The 15,784-nt window shown below is 37.5% G+C and carries 14 protein-coding genes; 4 read left to right on the top strand and 10 right to left on the bottom strand.

Annotated features, from left to right (window positions below):
- Positions 1-47: 47 nt before the first annotated feature.
- The gene (locus ACFQZ9_RS05630; protein ID WP_498942710.1) at positions 48-1,094 is read right to left on the bottom strand and encodes a YkvI family membrane protein; all 1,047 of its coding nucleotides are present in this window, start codon (positions 1,092-1,094) and stop codon (positions 48-50) included.
- 197 nt (positions 1,095-1,291) lie between these two features.
- On the opposite strand from ACFQZ9_RS05630, the gene ACFQZ9_RS05625 reads away from it, so the two are divergent.
- Complete coding sequence (locus tag ACFQZ9_RS05625) at positions 1,292-3,451, top strand: ATP-dependent Clp protease ATP-binding subunit (RefSeq protein ID WP_498942709.1); 2,160 nt, start codon at positions 1,292-1,294, stop codon at positions 3,449-3,451.
- A 49-nt stretch (positions 3,452-3,500) separates the two neighbouring features.
- Here ACFQZ9_RS05625 and ACFQZ9_RS05620 read toward each other — a convergent pair whose 3' ends face one another.
- On the bottom strand, positions 3,501-5,195 hold the full coding sequence (locus ACFQZ9_RS05620; RefSeq protein ID WP_498942708.1) for a M3 family oligoendopeptidase: 1,695 nt from the start codon (positions 5,193-5,195) through the stop codon (positions 3,501-3,503).
- Positions 5,196-5,291: 96 nt separating this feature from the next.
- Positions 5,292-5,732: a MarR family winged helix-turn-helix transcriptional regulator gene (locus ACFQZ9_RS05615; protein ID WP_498942707.1), complete on the bottom strand. Its 441-nt coding sequence runs from the start codon at positions 5,730-5,732 to the stop codon at positions 5,292-5,294.
- Between the two features lie 243 nt (positions 5,733-5,975).
- On the opposite strand from ACFQZ9_RS05615, the gene ACFQZ9_RS05610 reads away from it, so the two are divergent.
- Positions 5,976-7,478: a sensor histidine kinase family protein gene (locus ACFQZ9_RS05610; RefSeq protein WP_498942706.1), complete on the top strand. Its 1,503-nt coding sequence runs from the start codon at positions 5,976-5,978 to the stop codon at positions 7,476-7,478.
- Positions 7,479-7,675: 197 nt separating this feature from the next.
- Positions 7,676-8,911, top strand: coding sequence for an MFS transporter (locus tag ACFQZ9_RS05605; RefSeq protein ID WP_498942705.1), 1,236 nt, complete (start codon positions 7,676-7,678; stop codon positions 8,909-8,911).
- A 30-nt stretch (positions 8,912-8,941) separates the two neighbouring features.
- On the opposite strand, the gene ACFQZ9_RS05600 is transcribed toward ACFQZ9_RS05605, so the two are convergent.
- Entirely contained in the window at positions 8,942-9,466 is a 525-nt protein-coding gene (locus ACFQZ9_RS05600) for a hemerythrin domain-containing protein (protein ID WP_498942704.1), read from the bottom strand.
- A gap of 286 nt (positions 9,467-9,752) precedes the next feature.
- Between ACFQZ9_RS05600 and ACFQZ9_RS05595 the strand changes: the two genes are divergently transcribed.
- Positions 9,753-10,037: a hypothetical protein gene (locus ACFQZ9_RS05595; RefSeq protein ID WP_498942703.1), complete on the top strand. Its 285-nt coding sequence runs from the start codon at positions 9,753-9,755 to the stop codon at positions 10,035-10,037.
- 200 nt (positions 10,038-10,237) lie between these two features.
- Here the strand turns inward: ACFQZ9_RS05595 and ACFQZ9_RS05590 are convergent, their stop codons facing one another.
- The 6 genes from ACFQZ9_RS05590 to ACFQZ9_RS05565 all read right to left on the bottom strand — a co-directional run bounded on the left by ACFQZ9_RS05590 (position 10,238) and on the right by ACFQZ9_RS05565 (position 15,476).
- Positions 10,238-10,522 (bottom strand): ferredoxin family protein, encoded by a 285-nt coding sequence (locus ACFQZ9_RS05590; RefSeq protein ID WP_026574684.1) that lies wholly within the window; start codon positions 10,520-10,522, stop codon positions 10,238-10,240.
- Between the two features lie 1,102 nt (positions 10,523-11,624).
- Positions 11,625-11,777: a hypothetical protein gene (locus ACFQZ9_RS05585; protein WP_498942702.1), complete on the bottom strand. Its 153-nt coding sequence runs from the start codon at positions 11,775-11,777 to the stop codon at positions 11,625-11,627.
- 240 nt (positions 11,778-12,017) lie between these two features.
- Positions 12,018-12,302: a ferredoxin family protein gene (locus ACFQZ9_RS05580; protein ID WP_133332615.1), complete on the bottom strand. Its 285-nt coding sequence runs from the start codon at positions 12,300-12,302 to the stop codon at positions 12,018-12,020.
- On the bottom strand, positions 12,302-13,597 hold the full coding sequence (locus ACFQZ9_RS05575) for an FAD-dependent oxidoreductase (protein WP_498942701.1): 1,296 nt from the start codon (positions 13,595-13,597) through the stop codon (positions 12,302-12,304). The genes ACFQZ9_RS05580 and ACFQZ9_RS05575 overlap by 1 nt, the downstream gene beginning before the upstream one ends.
- A complete protein-coding gene (locus tag ACFQZ9_RS05570) occupies positions 13,590-14,615 on the bottom strand; it encodes an electron transfer flavoprotein subunit alpha/FixB family protein (RefSeq protein WP_498942700.1) in 1,026 nt (341 codons plus the stop codon). The genes ACFQZ9_RS05575 and ACFQZ9_RS05570 overlap by 8 nt, the downstream gene beginning before the upstream one ends.
- 33 nt (positions 14,616-14,648) lie before the next feature.
- On the bottom strand, positions 14,649-15,476 hold the full coding sequence (locus ACFQZ9_RS05565; RefSeq protein ID WP_498942699.1) for an electron transfer flavoprotein subunit beta/FixA family protein: 828 nt from the start codon (positions 15,474-15,476) through the stop codon (positions 14,649-14,651).
- Positions 15,477-15,784 lie beyond the last annotated feature (308 nt).

Raw genomic sequence — 15,784 nt, 5'->3', positions numbered from 1 at the left:
ATGAAAATTACAGCAAATAATTTCCATTCAAAGAAATGAGCCCCCCTTTACTTGATTCTATTGGGCAACCGTTTCATCCATAACAAGATGAAAAATATCAGGCTTATGTATCCGAACAACGGATAGAGGTATGACAGTAATTTTCCATAATTAATGAGACTAATTACATAAGAAATGGCAAAAATTCCTGAAATAGAGGTGATGGTCGAAACCGATACATATTGCTTAAGTTGCCGATCTAAACCAAATACGTTTCCAATTACCGAAGTAAAAATTTCCCCATAAATGACCATCACAAAAATCCAATAAAAAAATGGAGCAATTTGTTTCATAATTATGGCCATAGGAATTTCATAATTCTCAAGATTTGGGAGCATGATTAAAGTAAAATGACTTGAGAGTAGAATAAGGGTCAAAGCAGCCCCTCCTAGTATTCCTCCCCACTTGATTGTCCAATCATCCTTTATTTCTGTGGCAATCGGCACTAAAACTGCCTGGGCCAAGGCTAAATTTAGAGCAGTATAGGAAAAGGGAGCCACCACGCTTTTCCAGCCATCATCAACATGTGGAATAAATAAAAATTGATCCATAAAATGAGGTAATTTTACAGAAAAGCCCATTAACAATAAACTAAAACAAATCATTAAGGGTACCACAAAAGAATTTACTGCAAAAAGCCCTTTTGTACCAGTCATCATGACAATAAAAGAAAGAAATATGGTTAATAGGACTCCGAAGTTTTTCGAAAGGCCCAATTGTTCTTCAAATACTGCCCCTGCACCAGCGAGCATCACGGCACTTACACCAAGAAGCATCACAAGCATAATGATATTAATGGCTTTGCCTGCCCACTTCCCAAATAAATATTCATTTAACTCCTGATAGGATTTTGCATTTATATGAGCCGCTATTCTCATTAATTTGGAACCTAAAACAACAAGGAGGTAGCCGCTCATTAAAATACTTATTAAGCCAAAGAAGCCAAAGCGTGAAAAAAATTCAACGATCTCTCTTCCTGTGGCAAAACCAGCTCCTACGACAGTCCCGACGTAGACTGCTGCAATCTGAAAAGCTGCTGTCCAATTTTTCTTCACATCATCTCCCCCTCTATTTAACTATATGAAGAGATGGACAAACAAAGACGAGCTAACTTTAATATTTAAGAAATAATTACCATAAACAAATCCCTTGAAAGTCAAAAAAGGTCAGAGTATACTACGGTTATAAGGTCAAAGTTAGTCAAAGTCAAAGTCAAGCGCCTTATTAATGTATATTATAGGAGGTTTTTATTATGCTATGTCAAAGGTGTAAAGAAAACCAAGCAACTGTACAATTTAACATCGTCATAAATGGACAGCGAAAAGAAATGAAACTTTGTCATGAGTGCTATTCAAAAGGAAAAAATACAATTGGGGCAGGATTCGGGCCAACGATGAAAGCTTTTTCAGAATTTCCATTTGAAGATCTTTTTTTCTCAAAAAATTCTAATGAAAATAAACAAATGAATGGTCAGCAAAACATGCAAAATGAAAAACATCCTTCTAATGGCGGCGGTTTTATCGACCAATTTGGACGTAATTTAACGCAAATGGCAAAAGCAGGTCTTATTGACCCAGTCATCGGCCGTGATGAAGAAATTAAGCGTGTAATGGAAATTTTAAATAGACGTAATAAAAATAATCCAGTATTAATTGGTGAACCTGGTGTCGGTAAAACAGCCATCGCTGAGGGCCTTGCTTTAAATATTGCCGAAGGACAAGTACCAGGTAAATTAAAAAATAAAGAAGTTTATTTGCTTGACGTTGCTTCATTAGTTGCAAACACAGGAATTCGAGGCCAATTTGAAGAGAGAATCAAGCAATTGATTTCAGAGTTACAAGAACGTAAGAATATTATCCTGTTTATTGACGAAATTCATCTACTTGTTGGAGCTGGTTCAGCTGAAGGTTCTATGGATGCAGGAAATATCTTAAAACCTGCACTTGCACGTGGTGAATTACAGGTTGTTGGCGCAACCACTTTAAAGGAATACCGTCAAATTGAAAAAGACTCTGCTCTTGAGCGCCGCTTCCAACCAGTTCATGTTCAAGAACCATCACCAGAAGCAGCCACCCAGATTTTAAAAGGTATTCAAAAGAAATATGAAGACTACCATGAAGTAACCTATTCAGATGAAGCCATTCAAGCATGCGTGCAATTATCACACCGCTATATCCAAGACCGTTTCTTACCGGACAAGGCGATTGACTTGCTTGATGAAGCGGGTTCTAAATTGAATCTTAATTCGGATTATAAGAGTACCGAGCAAATTGAAAACCGCTTAAAGGAAATTCAAACCGAAAAAGAGGCTGTATTAAAAAAAGAAAATTATGAGGCAGCAGCAGCACTTCGAGACGAGGAAACCAAGCTGGAAAAAGCGTTAAGCCAAGCTGGAGATAACGAAAGACCAACTGTTGAAGCTGCACATATCCAAGAAATCATTGAGAAAAAAACAGGTATTCCTGTAGGTAAACTTCAAGAGGATGAGCAGTTTAAAATGAAGCATCTTGAGGAAAATCTAGAATCTAAAGTAATTGGACAGAAAAAAGCGGTGGAAAAGGTTGCGAAAGCAATTAGAAGAAGCCGTGCCGGCTTAAAATCAAAACAGCGCCCGATTGGTTCCTTCCTTTTCGTAGGACCTACCGGGGTCGGTAAAACTGAATTAACAAAAACTCTTGCTGAAGAATTATTTGGTTCAAAGGATTCAATGATCCGTCTGGATATGAGCGAGTATATGGAAAAACACAGTGTTTCAAAATTAATCGGTTCACCTCCAGGATACGTAGGTCATGATGAGGCAGGTCAATTAACTGAAAAAGTACGTCGAAACCCTTACAGCATTATTCTATTGGATGAGATTGAAAAAGCACATCCTGATGTACAGCATATGTTTCTGCAAATTCTTGAGGATGGTCGTCTCACTGACAGCCAGGGAAGAACGGTAAGTTTCAAAGATACGGTCATTATCATGACAAGTAACGCCGGTATTGGCTATAAGCCAATTCATGTTGGTTTTGGAACAAGTGAGGCGATTGAGGAAGCATCCATCTTGGATTCTTTAGGAAGCTTCTTTAAACCGGAATTTTTAAACCGTTTTGACAGCATTATTGAGTTTAACACACTTGAGAAGGAAGATATTCTCAAAATTGTTGATTTAATGCTTACTGAATTAAAAGAAACATTAACGGAACAAAATATTGAATTATCAATAACACCTGAAGTAAAAGAAAAACTTGCTGAACTAGGGTTTCACCCTGCCTTCGGTGCCCGCCCATTACGTCGGGTTATTCAAGAACAGCTTGAAGATAAAATGGCTGACTTTATTCTAGATCAACCTGATGCAAAAAAGGTTGAAGCTATCATTCACGAAGGTGAAATCAAAGTATTGGCCGAAAAAGCAACAGTTCAGTAATTTAAAAACAAAAGCGAAGCCTATAAATAAATTAGGCTTCGCTTTCTTTTTACAAATTTTTATCATCAACAGAATTCAACCATTTTTCGATTTCACCAATCACCGATTCGACACAGCCATCTTGAAATGGTGAGATTAAATTTGCGGCTTCAACTAGCTTGGTAAAGGACATGCTCCCGCCAAGCTTACAAAGGTTCACATAATCTCTCCAAGCCTCTTCTTGATTCTCTCTAGAGCCTTTCCAGAACTGGAAGGCACAAATTTGTGCAAGTGTATAATCAATATAATAAAAAGGGGAGTTATAAATATGCCCTTGACGCTGCCAAAAGCCGCCATTTTCTAAATACTGATTTCCATCATAATCCTTATGCGGCAGGTATTTCTTCTCAATCTCTCTCCATTTGTGCTTCCGATCTTTTGGAGATGCTTCAGGATTTTCATATACCCAATGCTGAAATTCATCAACAGATACACCATAAGGTAAGAATAAGAGAGCATCACTTAAATGGGCAAATTGATATTTCTCCGTATCTTCTTTAAAGAATAAGTCCATCCACGGCCATGTGAAAAATTCCATACTCATTGAATGAATTTCAGCTGCTTCATAGGTTGGCCAGTAATATTCAGGAATTTCAAAATAGCGGCTCGAATAAACTTGGAAGGCGTGACCTGCTTCATGTGTCAAAACATCAATATCACCGGAGGTGCCGTTAAAGTTTGAAAAAATAAACGGTGCTTTAAAATTTTCAATAAAAGTACAATAACCACCGCCTGCTTTCCCTTTTTTCGCTACAAGGTCCATCAAATTATTTTCCCGCATGAATTTGAAAAAGGCACCAGTTTCTACTGAAAGATCCTCATACATCTTTTGACCATTGTCTATAATCCATTCCGGGCTCCCTTTTGGGATGGCATTTCCTGTCCTAAAGACAAATCCCTCATCATAATATTTTAAATGATCAAGGCCAATTCGCTCTGCCTGCCTTGTTTTTAGTTTTGTTGCAATCGGGACAATGAAATCCTTTACTTGAGCACGGAATTTTGCAACCATTTCTGCATTATAATCTGTTCTCATCATCCGGTAGTAACCAAGCTCAACGAAATTTTTATAACCTAGTTTTTGGGCAATTTCTGTTCTCACTTTAACAAGATCATCATAAATGCGGTCCAGTTCAGCCTCATTCTCGGCAAAGAAATTAAATTTTGCCACGCTAGCCCGTTTTCTCATCTCTCGATCGGTTGCCTGTGTAAACGGCTCTAATTGAGCAAGTGTTCTCTCCTCACCTTCAAAGTCAATCTTGGCTGAAGCAAGAAGTTTTGTATATTCGGTGGAAAGGCGATTTTCTTTTTGCAAAAAAGGAACAATTTCCGGTTTAAAGGTTTTAAGTTGTCCCTCAGCAAGTGCAAAAAGCTGTTTCCCCCATTTTCTCTCTAATTCAGTGCGAAACTTAGAGTCGACAAGTGCTTGGTAATATTGATTCACCAATCCCTCAATTTCAGGCTGGATTTCATCCATGTAATCCTGTTCTTCCTTATAAAATTCATCGTTTGTATCAACCGAGTGACGAATATAACAAAGGTTGAACATCGTTCCAAGATCATTTCTTAGTTTATTGACATCATCCATGGCGGCTGATTGCTCTTCAATTGAAGATGCACTTTTAAAACGTTCAATCGCTAATCGAAAGTTTTTTTTCATTTCATCTAAGTTTGGCCGTTGATATGTATAGCTTTCAAAGCTCATTTTAACAACCCCTTTATCTATATATTAACCTTCTTGTTGTTTTCGACACTACTCATAAATATTCCTGTAAAAAAAAAATACGACCATTTGGCCGCATTAAAATTTCCCTGCAGGTAAACCGAGTTTTTTTAATAATTCAATGGCTTCCGACTTTTCATCCACAGTTAGACTTGACATTAATTTGTGAATATTTTCAGCGTGTTCAGGGAAAATCCCTTCAATAAAGTTTTTTCCTTCATCGGTAATTTGGGCATAGGTAACCCTTCTATCTTTTGGACAGGCAATTCGTTTAAGCAATCCTTTTTGTTCTAGTTTATCGACTACATAGGTAATACTGCCGCTGGCAAGGAGAATTTTACCGCCAATTTGCTGCATTGGCTGATCACCTTTGTGATATAAAAGCTCAAGGACTGCAAATTCCGTCGGATTAAGACCACTTGCTTGAATTCCTTTATTTACATGCTCATTAATTGCCTTATACGCTCTTGAAAGGACAATGAACAGCTTTAAAGATTGAGAAATAGCTTCATTTTCCATATAAATTTCATCCTCTTTATTTTTTAAAAACTGTAAATACTAATTTTAAAATTATCTTGATTTCAAAATTATTATAAAAAACTTTTTAAAATATGTCAATTTAACCTGTGAAGCGCACCTCCTGGTAAGTACCCCACTCAAAAATTAAACTTCCTATTTTTTTTATTGCAGGAATATTTTCTCAAAAAGTAGAACAGATGATATAATGATTTAGGTCAACTTATCGATGTTTGAGGTACTAACATGAAAAATCTCAAGAGCAACTTTTATTTATATCTAATTATAGTAGTTCTTCCTGTTATTATTATAGGCTCATATTATTTTTCTAACATTCTAAAAGAACAGAATCAAGAAAGAAAAGAGCAGGCACGCTGGGTTGCTTCCATTTACCAGAAAAGCTGGGATCAGTTTATTGGCGAGACAACTACAAGTTTAGAAATTCTATCTCTTTCTGTTAAAGGGAATTTGTCTTCTCCTGAAAAAGTGGAGCCCTTACTGAAGGAAATTCACGATAAGGATCTAAGGTATGGAGGCTTGTATCTTCTTGATAAAAATGGGAAAGTGCTCACAGGTTCGGAATTGCGAAAATACACAGTGGAATTTTCCCGGCAAAAATATATTCAAGATGTGATTAAGACAAAGGATACAATTATCTCCGACCATCAAGAAATAACCCAAAATAACCAGCGAATATTAGGATTAGCCGCACCTGTTTTAGACGAAAACCATCACGTAATGGCTATACTTGTCGCCCACTTACGGATAGATTATATGCAAAACCTCATGAAGGTTCTTACACCAAAATCCAAACTGGTTGTAGTAAATGGTGATAACAAACCAATCGTAAAATTAAATGTCAAGGATTCAACTATAAATGATGAAAATAATTGGATTCACTGGCCAATGGACCGTTTGCCTTGGGATATCAAGGTGAAAATTGCAAATCGAAATATAAAAGAAATTGCTGCAGAATTCAGTGAAGCACTTTTTATCATCCTCGTTATCACTCATGTGCTTTTTTTACTTATTGAATACATTCTATTAAGAAAGCACACGGTTAAAGAACGGAAACAAAATGAAGTACAAAAATTGGAACTGGTAGGGACTTTAGCTGCAAGTACTGCCCACGAAATCCGTAATCCGCTAACGGGTGTGAAGGGACTTATGCAGCTTTTGAGTGAAAAATATACTGCACCTGAAGACCAATATTATTTTGAAGTGATTGACTCAGAATTAAACCGTATCAATGAAATTGTCAGCGAGTTTCTAATTCTAGGGAAACCGACTGCACAGTTAACTGATAATGTTAATATTGTTGAAACATTGCAAGAGCTGAAACCGTTGATTATTTCGGAGGGAAATTTATGCAATGTAGATTGTACGTGGGTCATTCCTTCTCACCCGGTAATGGTTCAATGTGTTAAAGACCAGATCAAACAGGTTGTGTTAAATATTGCAAAAAATTCGTTTGAATCTATGGAAGGCTCGGGAAAATTAGAAATAATTCTTCAAAAAAATTCACAGTTTTGCCAACTTGAAATCATTGATAATGGGAAAGGAATGAGTAAGGAGGAGTTGGATAAAATCTTTCGGCCCTTTTATACATCAAAAGAAACTGGAACTGGACTTGGCTTGGTTGTCTGTAAGAGGATTATCCAATCCTTTGGCGGAAAAATACAGATTTTGAGTGCTGCCGGAAAAGGCACAACAGTAAAAATAACCTTACCGCTTGCAAAAAACACATAATAGCTTCTTGAATACGTTTTGTCCTTCATCGTCCTGTTGAAGGACATTTCTCTTTTCTCAGATAATTTTTAGTCTCATCTATCTTATGAAGCAATAATAAATTATTTCGAAACTAGAAATTTTTTATTCTACTTTTAATGAAAATTTTGTAAGATTAGAATAGAAAAAATTTGTTCAATTTGAAAAAGGAGACTACAATGAACCAACAAGCAATTCTAAACGCTAAAGCCCCAAAGGCGAATGAGTCAACGATGTTTAAAATTCTTTTTATTATCGGGCTTTGCCATTTATTAAATGACGCAATTCAATCCGTAGTGCCCGCGATGTTTCCAATTTTAGAAAAGTCGATGGGACTTTCCTTTACCCAGCTAGGAATCATTGCCTTTTCCTTAAACATGGTTTCATCTGTTATGCAGCCGGTCATCGGTATTTTTACGGATAAAAAACCAATGCCTTTTGCGTTGCCTATTGGACTTACCTTCACTTTGTTCGGTGTACTTGGATTGGGTATGGCTCCAAACTTCGGTTTCATTGTGTTATCCGTTATTTTCATCGGCCTCGGTTCAGCAGTATTTCATCCAGAAGGCTCGAGAGTAGCGCATATGGCAGCTGGTTCCCGCCGAGGACTTGCTCAATCAATTTATCAGGTTGGTGGTAACAGCGGGCAGGCATTAGCCCCACTGATAACCGCACTTATTTTAGTACCGCTCGGACAAATAGGTGCTTCATGGTTTACAATCGTTGCAGCACTAGCCGTCATTTTACTTGTTTATATTGCAAATTGGTATAATCAAAGATTAAAAGTTTCTTCAGCTCGTTTGAAGAAAAAATCAGCAAATACTGGTCCGAAAACAGGAATATCAAAGGATATTAAAAAGGCACTCGTGCTAATTTTACTGTTAATTTTCGCAAGATCCTGGTACATTTCGGGCATGACAAACTTTTATGCCTTTTTTGCCATAAAACAATATGCAATGACCATTAAAGAATCCCAGCTTTATTTATTTGCATTTTTAGTAGCAGGTGCATTTGGAACTTTTTTTGGCGGTCCGCTTGCTGACAAGTTTGGAAAGAAAACGGTCATTGCTTTATCAATGCTCGCAACAGTGCCTTTCTCCATTATTATTCCGTTTGTCCCATCTGGCGTTGCCTTTATCTTCCTTCTATTTACTGGTTTTGTTTTAATGACAAGCTTTTCAGTTACGGTTGTTTATGCACAGGAGCTTGTTCCAGGAAAAATTGGGCTTATGTCGGGCTTAACGGTAGGACTTGCGTTTGGAATGGGGGCCATTGGCTCGGTTGGACTAGGGTACATTGCAGACCTAATTGGTATACAATCGATGGTAATTGGGATCGGTGTATTGCCGTTACTAGGGCTTACAGCTCTCTTTTTGCCATCAGACAAAAAGCTTCGTGAGTGGTATCAGGGATAAATTTAAAAAGGATGGGGTGAACCCCATCCTTTATTTAATCTCTTGTATTTTAGTAAATAGCTCTTCTTTTTCTTCATCTGTGAGCATTCTTTCTGCCATTGGAAATAACACATTTTCTTCTTTGGAGAAATGCTCAGTTAGGATTAAATAGGCATTTTTGATTAAATCGGCTAAATTTTTCTTTTCCGCAGAGGAAATCTGGTCATTTTCAGCTTTTTCAAGGAATGCAGCTATTTTCAATTTTGCCTGATAATGTTCATATTCCATCACAGCGATGGGGCCGGAAGTAGTTCCAATATAGGCGCCCATCATCGGAAAAAGGACTCCTTCTTCCCGTTCAGAATGGGGGTCAAGCTCGGCCTTGAATTCCTTCACCTTTGTAATTAATACGGTAAAGTTTTGTTCAATATCTTTTTCATCTTCAATTTGCTTTGTTAATTTAAATAATTCATCTAATTGGTCTAATAATGGTGGATGCTCTCCCTTTAGCTGTTTTAATCCTTTGCTTAATTCAGCTTGAGGCATACCGCCAAAACCACTCATACAGCCACTCATTAAAGTCACCTCTTCAAATTTAACTTCTTATAGTATAAAAGGAACATGGAAGAATTGTTGTGATATAGGTCACATTAATCCTCCTATACAATAGGCATATCCTTTATTTTGACAATTCGGTGAAAAGGTATCTAATTTTCAAAAAATTTTAACATTTTTACTCAAAAAACCATAAAAACCATCATATAATAAAGGTAGTCAAACAAAAGGGAGGTTGATTATCCTGCAAACCCCAAATTATCGTGATTTTTACCAAAAGGCATTAATCCCAATTGGATTAAATGACATGATGGTCTTAAAGGAGTCTGGAATTCAACAAATCGATTCGAAAGCGACGCATTGGTTAGTCGGGATCCAAGGTGAAACCATTCAGCAGCCAACAGGATATTATCACTGGAAGGTAAGTATTTATCCATCAAATTATGAAGGTGCCTTTAATTGGAATCATCCTTTTTATTGTTCCAATCTTATGCAGTCCATAGATTGTGCAATCGATTTGGCCAAAACTTTTATTGTTTTTTGTGAAAACGACGAGCTTTCCCCATCAACCATTAAAGAGAAAATCAGCTAAACCTCATAAAGTTAATCCTTCTGCTTTACCCTCTTTTTTGCACTCCATTGTGAAAAAATATACATATAGTGGTAAATTTGATTTTTTTCTGCTTTCCAAAAGGAGGTATAGACGATTTTTTTGACAAAATGCAATCAGTTTCAATAAAATATATAGTTAAGAAAAAGGTGCTATTGCTCTCGCAAACAGCACCTTTTAATTTAAGCTAACCTAAATACAATCCCGTGTCCGCCTTTTGGATATTCCCATTTAATGTTTTCATGTGGGCAGCCAATCCGGCAGCTTCCACATTCATGGCAGCCTTCAAAGCCTACCTGCATCCGTGTTCCTTCCCATTTATAAACCTCGGCCGGGCAAAATACTGTGCAAAGTTTATCCGGACATTTGGTCATGCAAACATCATGATCAAGCACGGTTAAGTGTGATTTCGTGTCGCACTTAAATCTTAGAAGATATTGTTTTTCCTCAAGAGTTGTCGTTGACATTATTTTACTGCCTTCCAAACACGAAGGGGGAATTTCTTTCAAAAGTCATGAAATATTAACGGTTTTGCGATAGAAGTAGCCTTGGGAAGCCCAATATTTAATTTCAACAGATAATGAGCTATTTGAACAACTGATTCAAAATTATAAGAAACAAGGTAAAATTATATAAATAATATATAGTATTGATTCAAAATACGACCTTACTGAAGAAGAAAAAAAGAGCGACTTTTAGCCACTCGATTTGGCAAATATGTTCTTTAAGAAAAAAATATTTTAGATAAATTGAACTAGCATTCCTTAGTCCATTTTCCTCTTTTTTACATGGATAAAATTGGTATAATAAATTTACCCCTAGAAATTATAGATGAATTACTTCATGATTAGGACTCCTTCGAAGGAGTTCTTTTCATGTTGGCTCTTTTAAACAATTAGTGTTGGTATTTCTGTAAAAAAAGAACCAATTTAAGATCTTTTCGGAGGTTCGTTATTCATTTAAAAAATGAAGAAGATCTGCTTGATGGATTCCTTGAAAATAAGAATAAATAGAAATTAGCAATTGAGCATGTATTCATAAGGGGTGATTAATGTGAATTTTAAAACTCGATTAGGAATAAAAATTAATTTTTTGAAAATCACTGAAATGGTCAATACTTCAATTTTTGCAAATCGGTAGTTCTGGTCCTATTAAACGATCCTCTGCTTTGCCTGAATGGTATCAAATACATCCACCAGTAGCACCAGGTGCACAAATATTAGCACCAGCTGTCCCTTTACAAGCACCTGTACGAGAAAGGGGTAGAATGAATAAAGAGTAAAAAGGACCGGAAAAGCTATCAACGGGACACATTGGGTAAAGTATGTTTTGTCTTAGAAATTGAATTAAGCGAATTACTTATACTTATAGATGAAGAGGATAAACAAAAAGACGATGCTCACTAAATGGCATCGTCCCTATTTTTTATATCCTATTAATCTTCAGCTTCAAAACGGAATCCTACAATTTGTCTACAATCTACAACAATGACTCCAGGTTCTGCCTCACTATCACAGAAGAATGCACAACAATTCTTTTTATCAAAGCTAACAAACTTGGTATCCTCGATTACTGTTCCACCTTGTAAAAATAAATCCACTTCAGTACCTGGTTGTAATTTTCTGAGCTGTCTGCATACACATCCATTGCACTTACTTGAACAGCAATTACCTGAACTGGAATTACTTGAACTTGACCTACTTGAACTTCCCATATTACCAATCACTCCTTAATTTTTGTTAACACTCACTTTATATAAATTATTAGGAAGGGAATAAAAATGATTGGACAAACTGTCTATTTTAGTAGGTAAAAAAATGTTAAGAATAGTTTAAGGAGTTCTAAATATATTGAAGACAAACAAAAAGACGATACTGTATAATCAGTGCCGTCTTTTTTACTTATACAAACAGTTAAGAGCGTGTTTTTATGTTCACATTTGCTCACAAAATGCTCACAGTTTTAAGCTAACCTAAACACAATCCCATGTCCGCCTTTTGGATATTCCCATTTAATGTTTTCCTGTGGGCAGCCAATCCGACAGCTTCCACATTCATGGCAACCTTCAAAGCCTACCTGCATCCGTGTTCCTTCCCATTTATAAACCTCGGCCGGGCAAAATACTGTGCAAAGTTTATCCGGGCATTTGGTCATGCAAACATCATGATCAAGCACGGTTAAGTGTGATTTCGTGTCGCACTTAAATCTTAGAAGATATTGTTTTTCCTCAAGAGTTGTCGTTGACATTATTTCACCGCCTTCCAAACACGATAAATATCAGTAAGCACTTTGAAAGTCCCTCTTCCGTCTGTAAAACTCTTCATAATTTGTTTTTGTTTATCACGTTTAGGTGTACCATCAACAGTAAAGAATTTACCCATTGCTTTGGTTAGCATTGGAGCGTATTCTTTAAAATATTGCGGATATGACTCAAATGTATGAGGTGCATCTTTGTATTTATCCAAGTCTTTCATGATAAAACTATTGTTAAGAGCTTCGCGGTATTGGTTTAAGCTGGATTCGCTAAAGTCTCCGCGTTTTTTCGCCTGAACAATTGTCTTTGCTGCCAGTTCCCCAGAGTACATGGCCAAGTTGGAGCCTTCACCGTGCATAGCGTTAACAAGCGATGCTGCATCACCAACGACAACGACACCATTTCCAACCACCTTCTGTACTGAACGGTATCCCCCTTCAGGGATTAGGTGGGCAAGATACTCTGCAGATTCCCCACCTTCAACCAAAGGTTTTATCGTTGGATGATTTTTTAATTGATCCAATAAATCATATGGCTTTAATTTATCTTTGATCATAGCGGCAAGTGTTGTACCGACCCCAATATTTATGCTATCTTGATTCGTATAAAGGAATGCAGCGCCAAAATTCCCTTTTGTCGATTCACCAAAAATTTCAATTGCTACACCTTGGTTTTCTGCAATGTTAAACCGTTCGTTAATTTTTTCTTTTGGCATATTAATAACTTCCATGGCACATAAAGCAACATGTTCCGGTGGATGTTCTTTCCGGAAGCCTAGCTGTTTAGCTAAAAGGGAGTTTACTCCATCGGCTAATACCACTACGTCGGCATATAATTCTCCGTGGGGACGGTCAGTACGAACTCCAACAACCTTGCCGTTTTCTACAATACATTCTGTGACCACTGTTTCATTAACGAGCAATGCTCCTGCTTCCACTGCTTTATTCGCAAACCATTGGTCGAATTTGGCTCTTTGAACAGTAAAACTATTGTAAGGTTCTGCACCCCATTCCATACCTTTATACCCTATTTGAATGGCTGATTCTTCATCTAACACCCAATACCTGTGGTCAACAACTGGACGCTCAAGAGGGGCTTCCTTCCAAAATTCAGGAACCAGATCCCTTAATTGTTTGCTGAATAAGACGCCGCCCATAACATTCTTGCTGCCAGGGTATTCTCCTCTTTCAAGAAGCAATACATTCAAACCGTTTCTTGCGCAAACCAGTGCACAAGCTGAGCCTGCCGGACCTGCTCCAACGATGATTACATCAAATTTCTCAGACATAGCTCATTGCACCGCCCTTCTGAACCTGTTTAAATTGCTCAATTAATTTTGGCAATATTTCCATAGCATCTCCGACTATTCCATAGGTTGCTACGTCGAAAATAGGTGCTTTCGGATCCTTATTGATGGCGATAATAGTATCCGAGTTTTTCATCCCAACCACGTGCTGGATGGCACCTGACACTGCTATTGCAAAGAAAATCTTCGGTGTAACTGTTTCACCCGTCTGACCAATTTGAAGGTAATGCGGAAGCCAGCCAGCTTCAACAACATCCCTCGTTCCACCGACACTCGCACTAATTGTTTCAGCAAATTCATGAATGAGTTGGAAGTTTTTCTCGTCCCCCATCCCTTTTCCACCGCATACAATGACGTGAGCATCCGCTAAATTCGCCTTCTTTGTGACATCATTCACAATTTGGAGTACTTTTGTACGCATATCTTCTTCTTTAAGGGTGATTTGTTCTTCAATAACCTTCCCTATTCTGCCTGCAACCGGCTCTAATGCTTTCATGACTTTAGGACGAACTGTTGCCATTTGCGGCCGATGTTTCTTACAAAGAATTGTAGCCATAATATTACCGCCGAAAGCAGGACGGCTTGCTTCTAATAGCCGGTTATCCAAATCGATATCGAGCATAGTCGTATCTGCGGTTAAACCGGTATTTAAATCGGTCGCTACTGCACTAGCTAAATCTTTTCCATTAGGTGTCGCACCATACAGAATGATTTCAGGCTTATACTTTTCGGCAAGCATGTCTACACCTTTCATATAAGATTCTGTGCGGTACTCCTTTAATACAGGATGATCAATGATATATATTTCATCTGCACCATACTCAATCACTTTGTTTGCCAATGATTTGATGCCTTGTCCAAGTAAAAATCCTCCCAGCGGAACTTGCAGCTTATCAGCTAATTTTCTGCCGGCACCTAACAACTCTAGAGAAACTCCTTCGATTTTCCCACCATTTTGTTCAATAAAGACCCAAACTCCACGATATTCCTCAAGATTCATTAAAATCCCTCCCTGCACTAAAAAGATAAAGGTTTATTTTGATGACTGGATGGCGAACAGATCTTTCTTCTCCATTAAGACTCCCATGAGCTGTTTCACTTGCTCATTCGCAGAGCCTTCAAGTTGTTTCACTCCACCTTCCGGCCTTGGAGGGGTAAACATTTTTCCTACAACCGTAGGGGAACCCTTTAGACCAAGCTGTGTGCGCTCCACATTTTCCAGATCATTAACTGTCCAAACAATTGATTCGTATCGTGCTGCTTTCAACATGTTTGGCATAGGTGCATATTCAATTTCGTTTATTTCCTTTTCAACTGTGAGCAGACATGGCATTTCTGCCTGAATTAATTCATATCCGCTGGATAGCTTTCTTCTTAATAAAACAGTCTTTTCGTTTAAATTTACTTCCGATACTTCGATTACATTTGTAACTGGAGGGATATCCATCCTTCTTGCTATCCCGGGACCAACCTGCCCGGTATCTCCATCAATAGCATGCTTTCCACAAATAACCATATCAACAGGAAGATCCTTGTTGATTCTTTCCAGCGCCTTAGATAAAGCATAACTCGTTGCTAGCGTATCCGCCCCTGCAAATGCACGGTCAGAGATTAGATAGCCTCTATCTGCACCAATTTCAATACTTTTTTTAATGACCTCTGTTGCTTGAGGTGGCCCCATGGATAACACAGAAATAGTACCGCCGGTTTTCTCTTTAATCTTTACAGCTTCCTGTACAGCATGTGCATCGTAAGGGTTTAGGATCGCTGGTGCGCTGCGGCGGTCGAGTGTGTTGGTTTTGGGATTAATTTTAATAATTTTTGTATCAGGTACTTGTTTGACACAGACGACAATGTGCATGTAGGACTTTCCCTCCTCCATAAAATCTGGTAATTGAAAGCTGTTGCTTTCAGATAAAAATGCTTTTTATTACGATATAGGAATCGCAATATAAGCATAGTACTAAACTAATTTAATTTTCTTTTTTTTCCTTACTTGTTAATTTTAGTATATATTCAAAAGCGAGTGTATGAACCTTTCTTGAACTTTTGAATAGACTTCAATACATGTGAGCTTTTCTGGAAGTTGGTTAATACGGAACCTGAGTGGGAATGAAAGGGAATAAAAAAATCTAGAAGCTTATGTAGAAAATCCTGATGTAAGTTTAT

The sequence above is a fragment of the Neobacillus sp. GCM10027624 genome (genome assembly GCF_042675345.1).
Classification (GTDB): domain Bacteria; phylum Bacillota; class Bacilli; order Bacillales; family Cytobacillaceae; genus Neobacillus; species Neobacillus cucumis_D.
Note: the sequence above shows the minus strand (reverse complement) of the source record. Positions and strands in the feature narration are given on the sequence as shown.